This is a genomic window from Pseudomonas sp. GW821-FHT02A08, assembly GCF_059422045.1.
In genome coordinates, this window is sequence record NZ_JBWKWD010000003.1 from 39,032 (window position 1) to 53,566 (window position 14,535).

The 14,535-nt window shown below is 60.7% G+C and carries 11 protein-coding genes; 10 read left to right on the forward strand and 1 reads right to left on the reverse strand.

What is annotated here, in order from left to right; translation table 11 throughout:
* Nucleotide 1: 1 nt before the first annotated feature.
* Nucleotides 2-1,066: a hypothetical protein gene (locus AC07W4_RS03475; protein ID WP_495031496.1), complete on the reverse strand. Its 1,065-nt coding sequence runs from the start codon at nt 1,064-1,066 to the stop codon at nt 2-4.
* A 335-nt stretch (nt 1,067-1,401) separates the two neighbouring features.
* Between AC07W4_RS03475 and AC07W4_RS03480 the strand changes: the two genes are divergently transcribed.
* From AC07W4_RS03480 to AC07W4_RS03525, 10 genes are all read left to right on the forward strand, one after another.
* Nucleotides 1,402-2,283: an esterase/lipase family protein gene (locus AC07W4_RS03480; protein ID WP_495031497.1), complete on the forward strand. Its 882-nt coding sequence runs from the start codon at nt 1,402-1,404 to the stop codon at nt 2,281-2,283.
* A gap of 107 nt (nt 2,284-2,390) precedes the next feature.
* On the forward strand, nt 2,391-2,672 hold the full coding sequence (locus tag AC07W4_RS03485; RefSeq protein ID WP_008051985.1) for a peptidylprolyl isomerase: 282 nt from the start codon (nt 2,391-2,393) through the stop codon (nt 2,670-2,672).
* Between the two features lie 135 nt (nt 2,673-2,807).
* Nucleotides 2,808-4,676 carry an extracellular solute-binding protein gene (locus tag AC07W4_RS03490; RefSeq protein WP_008051986.1) on the forward strand — a complete coding sequence of 623 codons (1,869 nt, stop codon included), beginning with the start codon at nt 2,808-2,810 and terminating at the stop codon, nt 4,674-4,676.
* Nucleotides 4,676-5,737, forward strand: coding sequence for a microcin C ABC transporter permease YejB (locus AC07W4_RS03495; RefSeq protein WP_008051987.1), 1,062 nt, complete (start codon nt 4,676-4,678; stop codon nt 5,735-5,737). Before AC07W4_RS03490 ends, AC07W4_RS03495 begins: the two co-directional genes overlap by 1 nt.
* Complete coding sequence (locus AC07W4_RS03500; protein ID WP_495031498.1) at nt 5,737-6,759, forward strand: ABC transporter permease; 1,023 nt, start codon at nt 5,737-5,739, stop codon at nt 6,757-6,759. The genes AC07W4_RS03495 and AC07W4_RS03500 overlap by 1 nt, the downstream gene beginning before the upstream one ends.
* A 13-nt stretch (nt 6,760-6,772) precedes the next feature.
* Nucleotides 6,773-8,350 carry an ABC transporter ATP-binding protein gene (locus AC07W4_RS03505; RefSeq protein WP_495031499.1) on the forward strand — a complete coding sequence of 526 codons (1,578 nt, stop codon included), beginning with the start codon at nt 6,773-6,775 and terminating at the stop codon, nt 8,348-8,350.
* Between the two features lie 145 nt (nt 8,351-8,495).
* Complete coding sequence (locus AC07W4_RS03510; RefSeq protein ID WP_008051990.1) at nt 8,496-9,911, forward strand: sigma-54 interaction domain-containing protein; 1,416 nt, start codon at nt 8,496-8,498, stop codon at nt 9,909-9,911.
* 285 nt (nt 9,912-10,196) lie between these two features.
* Complete coding sequence (locus AC07W4_RS03515; RefSeq protein WP_495031500.1) at nt 10,197-11,588, forward strand: GntP family permease; 1,392 nt, start codon at nt 10,197-10,199, stop codon at nt 11,586-11,588.
* 7 nt (nt 11,589-11,595) lie between these two features.
* Entirely contained in the window at nt 11,596-12,369 is a 774-nt protein-coding gene (locus AC07W4_RS03520) for a 3-hydroxybutyrate dehydrogenase (protein WP_495031501.1), read from the forward strand.
* Between the two features lie 120 nt (nt 12,370-12,489).
* Nucleotides 12,490-14,445, forward strand: coding sequence for an acetoacetate--CoA ligase (locus tag AC07W4_RS03525; RefSeq protein ID WP_495031502.1), 1,956 nt, complete (start codon nt 12,490-12,492; stop codon nt 14,443-14,445).
* Nucleotides 14,446-14,535 lie beyond the last annotated feature (90 nt).

Sequence of the window (14,535 nt, forward strand, 5' to 3'; positions counted from 1 at the left end):
ATCAATGTCCCATCAGGGACTGCACCTGAACCAGTGTCACCCCCGATTGCTGGCGGGTGCCGTCAAGGCGCTCGACTGAACAGGAAACACGGATCGCGGTATCTCGATGTTCCCTCCAGAACGGGTAGGGAACGATGAACACCAACGGCTCGCCTGCGGTGTCGCTGGTTACTTCGCGCTCGTCACCGTGATTGAATTTCTCCCCCTCACATGTCAGGTAAACCCGTTCTCCTTTTTCAGCCTTGGGGTTTTCGATGATGACGGACAAACCATCCTGCACATCTTGCAGATCCACCCAACCTTCGTCGGCTTCCAGCACAGTGGGTGCTCGCAGTGGACGCCGCTCCAGGATGCCAATCATCAGTGCCGTTACTTCAGAATAACGAGGCCCCTGCCCTGCCTGCTTGACGCAATAGTCGACGGACACCGAAGAGCCCAGATTGAGCGTTATGCACTCCGGACTGACCCAAAACGACAGTTCCTCCCCCACAGCGAAGGACTCGACCTTGAGTGCATCACTGAAGCTTGCTTCGACCGAAACGCCCGCCCAGGTCAGTAACACCCAGTCGCCCGCCGCCATGCGCGCATAGGGTTTGATCGTAACGATCGCTCCTTCCTTCACCCGATCCGGATCAAGCGTTCTACCCACCGCATCGCTCACCGTCGCGGGCAACAGGTCGCATTGCACATCACCGACACTCAGTTGCAACCTTTGGGAATGCGCGGGCTCGGTAAATCCGGTGCTCGTGAGTGAGTAACCTATTTCCAGCGAACCACCCTCAAGCACCTCGATATGCGTGCTACTGACGGCAAAGATAATGTCCTCGCCAACCCGGTCCTCACTGACAAAACGCGCCACCTGGTGATTGTAGGCGAGGCCTTCGGCATCCAGCCCCGCCCAACTCAATAGCAATTTGTCGCCGCAGGTCATGCCTGGATAAGGCTGGACCCTGATGACGACTTTTTTTTCAGAGGGGTCCAGAACGCCGTTTTGCGCCTGTTCAAGCATGGGAGGTGGTAATGGTTGCTGCGCGAGATTCAAGGTGTCGGGTTCATAAACAGTCATTCATTCGCTCCATTCCCTGGAATAAACACCGGACAGGTGGCCGGCTCTGAGTGGCTATTTAACCTCATGACGAACAGTCTTGATGTCGGCCTCTCCCTCCGGCCCGCTCGGAAAATCGATACATGCAAAGTAGGTCATTGATCAGCAGCAACCTGATTGCCGCGAAAAGTCCTCGAACTGTTCCGACTAAAGCTTCAGCCACTCTTGAGCATTCGCACTTGTTCTATTCCGTTTTCCGCAAGTTTCGGCGGACTTTTCATACATCACGCCACCCTCGAGTGTTTTAGAGTGAAGCGCCATGCAGTCCCAATGAACTTCTGCGTAAAGGTATGAACATGCAAAGGAATGCAAGCACTTGTTACCCAATACTGCTGGTCCATGGCCTTTTCGGCTTCGAAAGAATCGGCAAGTTCGAGCTCTTTCACGACATCAGGCAGGCACTGAGGAACGCCGGAGCCAGAGTGTTCGTTCCCCACTTGTCGGCCATCCATGACAACGAGATACGCGGCGACCAATTGCTCGCACAGATCGAACGGGTACTGGAAGGAACCGGTGCACGCAGAGTCAACCTCATAGGCCATAGCCAGGGCGCACTGACCGCACGTTATGCCGCAGCGATTGCGCCACACAGCGTGGCGTCGGTCACCTCCGTCAGCGGGCCTAACCATGGTTCGGAACTGGCCGATTTCCTGCGCAAGGCTTTGACACCGGGCAGCCTGCCGGAACATGTGGCCGAGACGGTGGTGACCCTGTTCGCCGACTTCCTCGCGACATTAAGCGACCATCAGTATCAACCGCGCAGCGCCATTGCCGCCCTCAATGCGCTGACCACCGAAGGCGTAGGCGCATTCAACGACAAATACCCGCAAGGACTGCCCACCACCTGGGGTGGCAAGGGCTGCGAACAGGTCAACGGTGTTCGTTACTACTCGTGGAGCGGCGTGCTGTCGTCGAATGTTCTCGAAAAAGGGCTCTATGCGCTCGATCCGCTCAACACCTTCTGCCGGGCCCTTTCCGGTTATTTCGTCACGGAAAGCGAGCAGAACGACGGTTTGGTCGGTCGCTTCAGTTCGCACCTGGGCACGGTTATCCGGTCCGACTATGCGCTGGATCATCTGGACACCATTGGCCACCCGACCGGCCAGCTGCGCACAGGTGTCGACCCGGTTGAACTGTATGTCGAGCATACCAGTCGCTTGAGGGACGCCGGCCTTTGAGGTCCCGCCTGCCGTGGATCCCTCGCGGAACGGAACTTTGAGGAGAAATAGCTCACTGAATCCGGTAGGCTCAGCACTTTATCGAGTATTGAAAGGAGTATTTTTCCATGGCTAAAGCCACTGCCCGTCACATCCTTGTTGCCTCCGAAGCCAAGTGCAACGAACTCAAGGCCCAAATCGAGGCTGGCGCCGATTTCGCCGAAGTTGCCAAGGCAAACTCTACTTGCCCATCCAGCCGCCAGGGCGGTGACCTGGGTTCGTTCGGTCCGGGCCAGATGGTCAAGGAATTCGACACCGTGGTGTTCAGCGCACCGCTCAACGTGGTCCAGGGCCCGGTCAAGACCCAGTTCGGTTTCCACCTGCTGGAAGTGACCAGCCGTCAGGACTGATCGACGCCTGAGCTATTCACACAACGGCCCGCCTATTGGTGGGCCGTCGTGTTTGTGATGCGCAATACGGCTGGCGAGGGACGCGCCGCTAGCGTACAAATTGTCGTTAACGACCACCCGGCTCTAAGGCTGACAATGCGACTGGCTTTCCCTACCTTGCTGTTCACGGCCGTGGCCCTGCTGATGTGTGCCCCGGGTGTGAATGCGGCACCGCAACCGTCAATGACCGTGTATGGCGAACCGGCGAAATACCCTGCCGGCTTCAGTCATTTCGCCTACACCAACCCCCAGGCCCCCAAAGGCGGCACGATGCGGCGCTCGGCGATCGAAATCGGTCAGTTCGACCATGTCTTGCCTTACATCGACAAAGGCATCGGCGTTACACAGATCGACGGTTTGCTCTATTCACCGCTGGCCCAGCGTTCGCTTGACGAGCCGTACACCGTGTACGGCCTGGTAGCGGAGAAGATGGAGCGCTCCGAGGACGGCCTGTCCCTGCGCTTTTACCTCAACCCCAGGGCGCGTTTTGCCGATGGCAAACCGATTACCGCCCAAGACGTACGCTACACCTTCGACCTGCTGATGACCCAGGGCAGCCTGCGTTACCGTACCCAGTTCGCCGATGTCAAAAGCGTCGAAGTGGAATCGCCACTGACCGTGCGCTTTGATTTCAAGAACAACGAAAATCGCACCCTGCCCCTGGATATCGCGACCTTGCCGGTGTTTCCCGAACACTGGTGGAAGAGCCGCGATTTTGCCGGTGGCGGCGGCTATGAAGCGCCGTTGGGCAGCGGCCCCTATAAAGTCGGCAAGATCGATTCGGGGCGCAGCATCACCTTCGAGCGCAATCCCGACTGGTGGGGCAAGGACCTGCCAGTCAGCCGTGGCCTGTACAACTTCGATCACTTCAGCATCGAGTACTTCGGCGATACCGACGTGGCACGCCAGGTCCTGCGCGGTGGTGCCTATGACTACAATCGCGAATTTTCCGCCACCGGCTATTCCATCGGCTACGACAGCCCGGCGCTGAGCGACGGTCGCCTGCAAAAGGCCCACCTCGCCACCGAGGCGCCGCAGCCCGCCCAGGGTTTTGTGTTCAATTTGCAAAAGCCCATGTTCCAGGACCGCCGCGTGCGCCAGGCGCTGGTGATGCTGTGGGACTTCGAGTGGAGCAACCGGCAGATGATGCGCGACATGTACATCCGCCAGCAGAGCTTTTTCTCCAATACCGATCTCGCGGCCCGGCAACTGCCGGATGCCGGTGAGCTGGCAATTCTCGAACCGCTGCGCGGGCAGATTCCCGACGAAGTCTTCACCCGGGTCTTCGAGGCGCCGAAGACCGACGGCAGCGGCGTGATTCGCGACAAGCAGTTGCAAGCCCTGGACCTGCTCGAACAGGCCGGCTGGAAACCCGATGGCGATCAATTGGTCAATGCCGATGGCGAGCCGTTGAGCTTCACCTTCCTGGTCAGCCAGAACGGCATGGACCGCCTGCTGCTGCCCTATAAACGCACGTTGAAACAGATCGGCATCGACCTGAACATCCGCCGCATCGACTCCTCCCAGTACGTCAATCGCCTGATGAGCCGCGACTACGACATGATCGTCACCGGCTACCCGGTCACCACCTCTCCGGGGGGTGAACTGGTCAATTATTTTGGCTCGGCGGCGGCCACCGACCCTGGTTCCAACAACTACATGGTGTTGAAGAACCCCGCGGTGGACACCCTGATCACCGGGCTGATCCACGCAAATACCCAGGCTGACATGCTGCATTACGCCCATGCCCTGGACCGGGTGCTGCAATGGAATTACTACTGGATTCCCAACTATTACCCGCCAGGCACCTCGACGGTGTGGTGGAACCGCTTCGGCATCCCGAACGTGCAGGCGAGCAATGACGAAGCCATCGAGAGCTGGTGGGAAATGAGCACCACGCCATTGACCAACCAACAGATGACGGCCGAGCGTATCAACCGTGGCAAACCCGGAGGGCCGCACTGATGTGGGCTTACATATTGCGGCGTCTGCTGCTGATCATTCCGACGCTGGTGATCATTCTCCTGGTCAACTTCGTCATCGTCCAGGCCGCACCGGGCGGGCCGGTCGAACAGGCCATCGCGCACCTGCAAGGCATTGGCGGCGCCGCGGTCGGCGGTGGTTCCGGCGAAGCCATGAGCGGCAAGTCCCGATCCAGCCGCGGGCTCGATCCGCAGCTGATCAAGGACATTGAAAAACAGTACGGCTTCGACAAACCGGCTCACGAACGCCTCTGGCTGATGCTCACCAGCTACGCGCGCCTGGACTTCGGCAAGAGCTTCTTCCGCGGCGCCACCGTCACCGACCTGATTCTCGAAAAAATGCCCGTGACCATATCCCTCGGGCTCTGGGCGACGCTGATCACTTATCTGGTGTCGATTCCCCTGGGCATCCGCAAGGCCGTGCACCATGGCAGCCATTTCGACATTTGGAGCAGCACCGCGATCATCATCGGCTATGCCATGCCGGCGTTCCTGTTTGCGATGTTCCTGATCGTGGTCTTTGCCGGCGGCACTTCGCTGAACTGGTTTCCGGTTCGCGGCCTGGTCTCGGACAACTTCGAATCACTGTCGACCCTTGGCAAGGTGGCCGACTACTTCTGGCACCTGGTGTTGCCGGTGACCTCGCTGGTAATCGGCGGCTTCGCCACACTGACCATCCTGACCAAGAACTCGTTCCTCAATGAAATCACCCGCCAGTACGTGGTCACCGCCCGGGCCAAGGGCTTGAGTGAACGACGGGTGCTCTATGGACACGTGTTCCGCAACGCCATGCTGTTGGTGGTGTCGGGCATTCCCCAGGCGTTCATCAGTGTGTTTTTTGCCGGTTCCCTGCTGATCGAGGTGATCTTCTCCCTCGACGGCCTGGGCCGCATGAGCTACGAAGCGGCGGTATCCCGGGACTATCCGGTGGTGTTCGGCTCGCTGTTCATCTTCACCCTGTTCGGCCTGCTGATAAAACTGGTCGGCGACCTCTGCTACACCCTGGTCGACCCGCGTATCGACTTCGCCGCGAGGAACGCCTGATGCTCAAGCTTTCACCGCTGGCGCGCCGGCGCTTCGAGCGTTTCAAGAAAAACCGTCGGGGCTGGTGGTCGCTCTGGCTGTTTATCGGTCTGTTCGCATTGACCCTGGGCGGCGAGCTGATCGCCAACGACAAACCGCTGATGGTCAGCTATCAAGGCCAGTGGTACTTCCCGGTCTTCAAGCGTCACACTGAACAGGCGTTCGGCGGGCAACTGCCGTTCCAGGCCGACTACCGCAGCGACTACGTGCAGAAACTGATCAAGAAGGATGGTGGCTGGCTGCTGTTTCCTCCGATTCCGTTCAGTGACGACACGCCCAACTACGACCTGAACACACCCGCCCCCAGCCCACCCTCCAGCGTCAACTGGCTGGGCACCGACGACCAGGCGCGGGACGTTCTGGCCCGGGTGATCTTCGGTGCCCGGGTGTCGATCCTGTTTGCCTTGATGCTGACCCTAGTCAGTGCCCTGATCGGCATCGCGGCCGGGGCCCTGCAAGGCTATTACGGCGGCTGGGTGGACTTGCTCGGCCAGCGTCTGCTGGAGGTGTGGTCCGGATTGCCGGTGCTGTACCTGCTGATCATCCTGTCGGGCTTCGTCGAGCCGAACTTCTGGTGGCTGCTGGGGATCATGGCACTGTTTTCATGGCTGGCGCTGGTGGACGTGGTGCGCGCCGAGTTCCTGCGCGGACGCAACCTGGAATACGTCAAGGCCGCGCGTGCGCTGGGCCTGACCGACCGCAAGGTCATCGTGCGGCACATTCTGCCCAACGCCATGAACGCGACCTTGAGCTACTTGCCGTTCATTCTGACCGGGGCGATTTCCACCCTGACGGCGCTGGACTTCCTCGGCTTCGGCATGCCAGCGGGCAGCGCTTCCCTGGGCGAACTGATCGGCCAGGGCAAGCAGAACCTGCAAGCGCCGTGGCTGGGCCTGACGGCATTTTTCACCCTGGCGCTGATTCTTTCTTTACTGGTGTTCATTGGCGAAGCCTTGCGCGACGCGTTTGATCCCCGATCTTGATGCGGATGTTGACATGACCAACCTGATCGAAATCCGTGACCTCAGCGTGGCCTTCAGTGGCCAGACCGTGGTGCGCAATCTGTGCCTGGACATCCGCCCTGGCGAATGCCTGGCGCTGGTGGGCGAATCGGGCTCGGGCAAGTCGGTGACGGCCCACTCGATCCTGCAATTGCTGCCGCAAACCGATACCGAGACGACGGGCAGCATCCGCTATCGCGGCCAGGAACTGGTGGGCGCCGACGCCGGCAAGTTGCGACAACTGCGCGGCAATCGCATCGCGATGATCTTCCAGGAGCCGATGACCTCCCTCAATCCGCTGCACAGCATCGAAAAACAGATCGGTGAAACCTTGCTGGTGCACAAAGGCCTGGCGGGCAATGCGGCGCAAGCGCGGACCCTGGAATTGCTGCACCTGGTCGGCATCCAGAAACCGGAGGAACGCCTGAAGGCCTATCCCCATCAATTGTCCGGCGGCCAGCGCCAGCGGGTGATGATCGCCATGGCCCTGGCGTGCGAACCGGAACTGCTGATTGCCGACGAGCCGACCACCGCACTGGATGTGACGGTGCAGCGCAAGATCCTGCTGCTGCTCAAATCCCTGCAACAGCGGCTTGGCATGTCGCTGCTGCTGATCAGCCATGACCTCAATCTGGTGCGCAGCATCGCCCAGCGGGTGTGCGTGATGAAAGCTGGGGAAATCGTCGAGCAGGCGCCTTGCGAAAAACTGTTCACCGAACCCAAACACCCTTACAGCTGCGTATTGCTGCACGCCGAACCCGAGGGCGAAGCGTTGCCCCGGGACGAGCGCGAAAACGTACTGGAGGTGGACAACCTGCAGGTGCGGTTTCCCGTCGGTGGCGGCCTGTTTCAGCGCAAGACCTGGCTGCGGGCCGTGGATGGCATCAGCCTGAACATTCAACGTGGCAAGACCCTGGGCATCGTCGGCGAGTCCGGTTCGGGCAAGTCCACGCTCGGCCAGGCGATCCTGCGCTTGCTCGACTCCGAAGGCAGCATCCGCTTTCAGGGCCAGGCGCTGGATGGCCTGACGCAAAAACAGCTACGGCCGTGGCGCAAGAAAATGCAGGTGGTGTTCCAGGACCCCTTCGGCAGCCTCAGCCCGCGAATGTCCGTGGCGCAGATCATCAGCGAAGGCCTGGAGGTGCACAGCCAGTTGAGCACTGAAGAGTGCAATGCCGAAGTGATCCGGGCACTGAGCGAAGTCGGCCTCGACCCGCAAAGTCGCCATCGCTATCCCCACGAGTTCTCCGGCGGCCAGCGCCAGCGCATCGCCATCGCCCGGGCGCTGGTGCTGAAACCGGCGCTGATCCTGCTGGACGAACCGACTTCGGCGCTGGACCGCACGGTGCAAAAACAAGTGGTCGCCCTGCTTCGCCAGCTTCAGGAAAAATACGGGCTGACCTATCTGTTCATCAGCCATGACCTGGCAGTGGTGCGCGCCCTGGCCCACGACATGATCGTGATCAAGGACGGCAAAGTAGTGGAACGCGGCGCCAGCCATGAGGTGTTTGACTCACCACAGCATCCGTACACCAAGGAGCTGTTGGCGGCGGCATTGTTGGGGCAGGCATAATCGGTTGCATTCAGTTGGACCGCGGCGCGCCCTTCGCGAGCAAGCCCGCTCCCACACTCGATCTGTGTCGCTCACAAATCCCCTGTGGGAGCGGGCTTGCCCGCGAAGGGGCCAGTACAGGCAATAAATCATCAGGATCAAACCCATGAACACCACCGAAAGCCTCAAGGACTACCAGCGCGTTCGCCTGCTGGCGATCCGTTCGTTGTTCGAAATCATCGAGCAATCGAGTGAGGGCACGGTGATTGTCGACCGCGATGCCAACATCGTCTGGATGAATGAACGCTATGCCCGGCGCTTCGGCCTGCAATCGGCCGAAGTTGCGATCGGCAAGCCCTGCGAAAGCGTGATCCCCGGCAGCCTGTTGCGTGAAGTGGTGCGCACCGGCCGGCCGATTCTGCTGGATATGCAGGACACCCCCAAAGAGCCGCTGGTGGTCATGCGCCTGCCGATTCACGATGACGCCGGCGTGGTGATCGGTGCCATCGGTTTCGCCCTGTTCGACGAGTTGCGCAGCCTGTCGCCGATGCTCAAGCGTTACATGAGCATGCAGGAAGAACTGGCCTCAACCCGCTCGCTGCTGCGGGCGCGGCAGACCAAATACAACTTCGCCCACTTCATCGGCACCAGCGCCGCCAGCCTGGAAGTCAAGCGTCGCGCCCGGCGCAGTGCGAGCACCGAATCGCCTGTGTTGCTGCTCGGCGAAACCGGCACCGGCAAGGAACTGCTGGCCCAGGCGATCCACAATGCCTCGCCCCGCGCGCACAAGGCGTTTGTCAGTATCAACAGCGCGGCAATTCCTGAATCCTTGCTGGAGGCCGAATTCTTCGGCACCGCGCCCGGCGCGTTTACCGGTGCCGACCGCAAAGGCCGCGCCGGCAAATTGCAGATCGCCCAGGGCGGCACGCTGTTCCTCGACGAAATCGGCGACATGCCGCTGCCCCTGCAAAGCAAACTGCTGCGGGTGTTGCAGGAAAAGGAATTCGAGCCGGTGGGCTCCAACGAAGTGATCCAGAGCGATGTGCGAGTGATCGCCGCGACCTCTACGGACCTCGAAGCAGCCATCAAACGCGGCGAATTCCGCGCCGACTTGTACTACCGGCTCAACGTGCTGCCGATCCAGGTTCCGCCCCTGCGCGACCGACTGGATGATGTGCCGGCCCTCAGCGAAGCCATTCTCGAAGAACTGCGCAGCCAGCATGAATTGCACCACGAAGCCCTGGAACTGCTGGGCCAACACGCCTGGCCGGGGAACATCCGGGAACTGCGCAACGTGCTGGAGCGGGCCGCGCTGCTCAGTGATGACTTGCGCCTGACGGTGGCGGACATCCGCGCGGCGATTGGTACGTTCACACCGGTGGAGCGCGTGGCGCCCTTGACCATCGAACCGCTTGCCCATGAGACGTTCAGCGCGGCGCGGGAGCGGTTTGACCGGCAATTGATCGAAACCACCCTCGCGCAATGCGGGGGCAAGGTGGTTGATGCAGCGGCGCGGCTGGGGCTGGGGCGGTCGACGCTGTACAAGAAGATGGTGGCGCTGGGGATCGCAGAGTCTCAATAAAGAGACATTAATCTCCATTGTTGGAAAGTCCTTCGCGAGCAAGCCCGCTCCCACAGGAGACCTTGCTCTCCTGACCAACTCAGTCAACTGTGGGAGCGGGCTTGCCCGCGAAGAGGCCGGCACTGCCAAAGCAAGTCTCAAACCAGAGACAAAACCATCTGACAAGCTCATCATTCTGAAAATATATCCTTATATTTCAATAACTTAAAAAGATGGCACAAAACTCGCTATACGCCTCTCCTACCAGGCTTCACCCAACAAAAATAACAACCCAGGAGACACACCATGAGTGTGATCATTGCCTTGGCAGCCCTCGCGCTGCTGATGCTGGCTGCCTACCGTGGCTATAGCGTTATCCTCTTTGCCCCGATTGCCGCCCTCGGCGCTGTCCTGCTGACCGACCCGTCTGCCGTCGCCCCCGCTTTCACCGGGGTGTTCATGGAAAAAATGGTCGGCTTCATCAAGCTGTATTTCCCGGTGTTCCTGCTCGGCGCGGTGTTCGGCAAGCTGATCGAACTGTCCGGCTTCTCGCGCTCCATCGTCGCGGCGGCAATTCGCCTGCTCGGCACCCGCCAGGCGATGCTGGTGATCGTGCTGGTCTGCGCCCTGCTGACCTACGGCGGCGTGTCGCTGTTTGTGGTGGTGTTCGCGGTCTACCCGTTTGCCGCTGAAATGTTCCGCCAGAGCAACATCCCCAAGCGCCTGATCCCGGCGACGATTGCCCTGGGCGCGTTCTCGTTCACCATGGACGCCTTGCCCGGCACCCCGCAGATCCAGAACATCATCCCCAGCACGTTCTTCAACACCACTGCCTGGGCGGCGCCGTGGTTGGGCGTGATCGGCACGATCTTCGTGTTCTGTGCCGGCATGCTGTTTCTCCAGCGCCAACGCAACAAGGCACAACGCGCCGGTGAAGGTTATGGTTCTGATCTGCGCAACGAGCCGGAAACCGCCGCCGACCTCAAGCTGCCCAACCCGTGGCTGGCGCTCTCGCCACTGCTGGCGGTGGGCATCATGAACTTGCTGTTCACCCAATGGATTCCACAGGTGTACGGCAAGACCCACAGCCTCGCGCTGCCGGGCATGGCCGCGCCGGTGACCACGGACATCGCCAAGCTCACGGCGATCTGGGCGGTCCAGGCCGCGCTGTTGGTAGGCATCCTCATGGTGTTGGCGTTCGGCTACAAGGCGATCAGCCGCAAGCTGGCCGAAGGCAGTAAAAGCGCGGTCAGCGGTGCGTTGCTGGCGGCAATGAACACCGCCTCGGAATATGGCTTCGGTGCCGTGATCGCGTCCTTGCCCGGCTTTCTGGTGCTGGCCGACTGGCTCAAGAGCATTCCCAATCCGCTAGTCAACGAAGCGATTACCGTGACCCTGCTGGCCGGCATCACCGGTTCCGCCTCGGGCGGTATGAGCATCGCGCTGGCGGCGATGTCCGAGCAGTTCATCAGCGCCGCCCATGCGGCGAACATTCCCCTGGAAGTGCTGCACCGGGTCGCCGCGATGGCCAGCGGCGGCATGGACACCCTACCGCACAACGGCGCGGTGATTACCTTGCTGGCGGTCACCGGCCTGACCCACCGCGAGGCTTACAAAGACATTTTCTGTATTACGCTGATCAAGACCCTGGCGGTTTTCGTGGTGATCGGCACTTTCTACGCCACTGGCATTGTGTGAGGTATTCATGACGATTCTTTCGGGCAAGACCGCACTGGTCACCGGTTCCACCAGCGGCATCGGCCTGGGGATTGCCCTCAGCCTGGCCAAGGCTGGGGCCAACCTGATCCTCAATGGTTTCGGCGATGCCTCCAAGGTGATTGCCGAAGTCGAACAGTTTGGCGGCAAGGTCGGCCATCACCCGGCCGATGTCAGTGATCCGGCACAAATTGCCGACATGATCGCCTACGCCGAGCGCGAGTTCGGCGGCGTCGACATTCTGGTCAACAACGCAGGCATTCAGCACGTGGCGGCGGTGGATGAGTTCCCGGTGGAGCGCTGGGATTCGATCATTGCCATCAACCTGTCGTCGGTGTTCCACAGCACCCGTTTGAGCCTGCCGGGCATGCGCGCCAAAGGCTGGGGCCGGGTGATCAACATTGCCTCGGTGCATGGCCTGGTCGGATCGGTGGGCAAGGCCGCCTATGTCGCCGCCAAGCACGGGGTGATCGGCTTGACCAAAGTGGTCGCGCTGGAGACCGCGACCACCCAGGTCACCTGCAACGCGATCTGCCCAGGCTGGGTATTGACGCCGCTGGTGCAAAAGCAGATTGATGATCGTGCCGCCAGTGGCGTTGACCCGCAGCAGGCGCAACACGATTTGCTCGCTGAAAAGCAGCCATCGCTGGAATTCGTGACACCGCCGCAACTGGGTGAACTGGTGCTGTTCCTGTGCAGTGAAGCCGGCAGCCAGGTGCGCGGTGCGGCGTGGAATGTGGATGGTGGGTGGTTGGCGCAGTGATCATCTGCCAGACCGCGTGATCGTTCATCGCGAGCAAGCTCGCTCCCACATGGAAATGCGATCCCCTGTGGGAGCGGGCTTGCCCGCGAATGGATCTAAAGACATAAGAAGAGGCAAACCATGTCCGACATCCTCTGGCAACCTGACGCCAAACGCATCGGCAAGACGCGCATGGAGGCCTTCCGGCGCTTCGTCAATCAGCGGCATCACCTCAAGATCGACGACTACCCTTCCCTGCACCAGTGGTCCATCGATCAACGCCCAGACTTCTGGCAGGCCATCGTCGACTTCTTCGACATCCGCTTCCACGAACAACCCGATGCAGTGCTGCTTGAAGGCACTGAGATGCCCAGCGCCCAGTGGTTCCCCGGCGCAACGCTGAACTTCGCCGAACACCTGCTACAACGTCGTGACGATGCGATCGCCGTGGTAGCCGTCGGCGAAAACGGCCAACGTGAACACTTGACCTGGGCCGAACTGGCCGAACAGGTCGCCGGTTTTCAGAATGGCTTGATCGCCGCCGGCGTCGGTGTGGGTGACCGGGTCGCCGCCTGCATGCCCAACACCTGGCAGACCCTGGTGGCCATGCTCGCCACCACCAGCCTTGGCGCTATCTGGTCCTGCTCTTCGCCGGACTTCGGCACCCAGGGGGTGGTTGACCGTTTCGGCCAGATCGAACCGAAAGTGCTGGTGACCTGCGCCGGCTACCGCTATGCCGGCAAGGAGATCGACCAGACCGCCAAGGTCAACGAGATCCTTGAGCGCTTGCCTTCGCTGCAACAGCTGATCGTCGTGCCTTACGCACGTCCACACGCACACATCGAAGAATTCCACACCCAGGCCAACGTGACGCTTTGGGACGATTTCTACGAATCCGGCGGCGAACCGGATTTCGTCCCGGTGCCCTTCGCCCATCCGCTGTACATCCTCTATTCCAGCGGCACCACCGGCGTGCCCAAATGCATCATCCACAGCACCGGCGGCGTGTTACTGCAACACGTCAAGGAACACGGACTGCATGGTGATCTCGGCCCCGGTGAACGGCTGTTCTACTACACCACCTGTGGCTGGATGATGTGGAACTGGCTGGTGTCGGCGCTGGCGACAGGCAGCTCCGTGGTGCTTTACGACGGCTCGCCGTTCCACCCCGAACCGCAACGCTTGATCGACCTGATCGACGACGAACGCATCACCGTCTTCGGCACCAGCCCCAAATACCTCGCGACCCTGGAAAGCAACGGTATCAAGCCCCGTGAAAGTCATGACCTGAGCAGCCTCAAGATGTTGCTTTGCACCGGCTCGGCACTGTCGCCCCACAGTTACGATTACGTCTATCGCGACTTCAAGGCTGACGCGTGCCTGGCCTCGATGTCCGGCGGCACCGACATTGTCTCGTGCTTCGTCAACGGCAATCCGATGTCGCCCGTGCGGCGCGGCGAAATCATGGGCAAGAGCCTGGGCATGGCCGTGGAAGTGTGGAACGACGAAGGCCACCCGGTGATCGGCGAAAAAGGCGAACTGGTCTGCACCCGGCACTTCCCGGCGATGCCCATTGGCCTGTGGAACGATCCCGATGGCGAAAAACTGCGCAAATCCTATTTCAGCCTGTTCCCTGGCGTCTGGGCCCAAGGTGATTACGCCGAACAACGGCCCCATGGCGCGATGATGATCCACGGTCGCTCCGATGCCGTGCTCAACCCCGGCGGCGTACGCATCGGCACGGCGGAAATCTATCGTCAGGTGGAGAAAGTCCCCCAGGTGCTCGACAGTGTGGCCATCGGTCAGCAGTGGCAGGATGACGTGCGAGTGGTGCTGTTCGTACGCTTGCGCGACGGGCTCGAACTGGACGAAGCACTGCAACAGCAGATCCGCGAGACAATTCGCGCCAACACCACGCCCCGCCATGTGCCGGCGAAGATTGTCGCGGTCACCGACATTCCCCGGACCATCAGCGGAAAGGTCGTTGAGTTGGCGGTACGCAATGTGGTGCACGGGCAGAAAGTGAAAAACACCGATGCCCTGGCCAATCCCGAAGCGCTGGAACAGTACCGAAACAGGCCCGAACTCCAGTCTTGAACCACCGCAAAAACCTGTGGGAGCGGCGGTGCGACGATTCGACTTGCCCGCGAAGGCGGCAGGTCAGCCAACGAAGATGTCGACTGACAC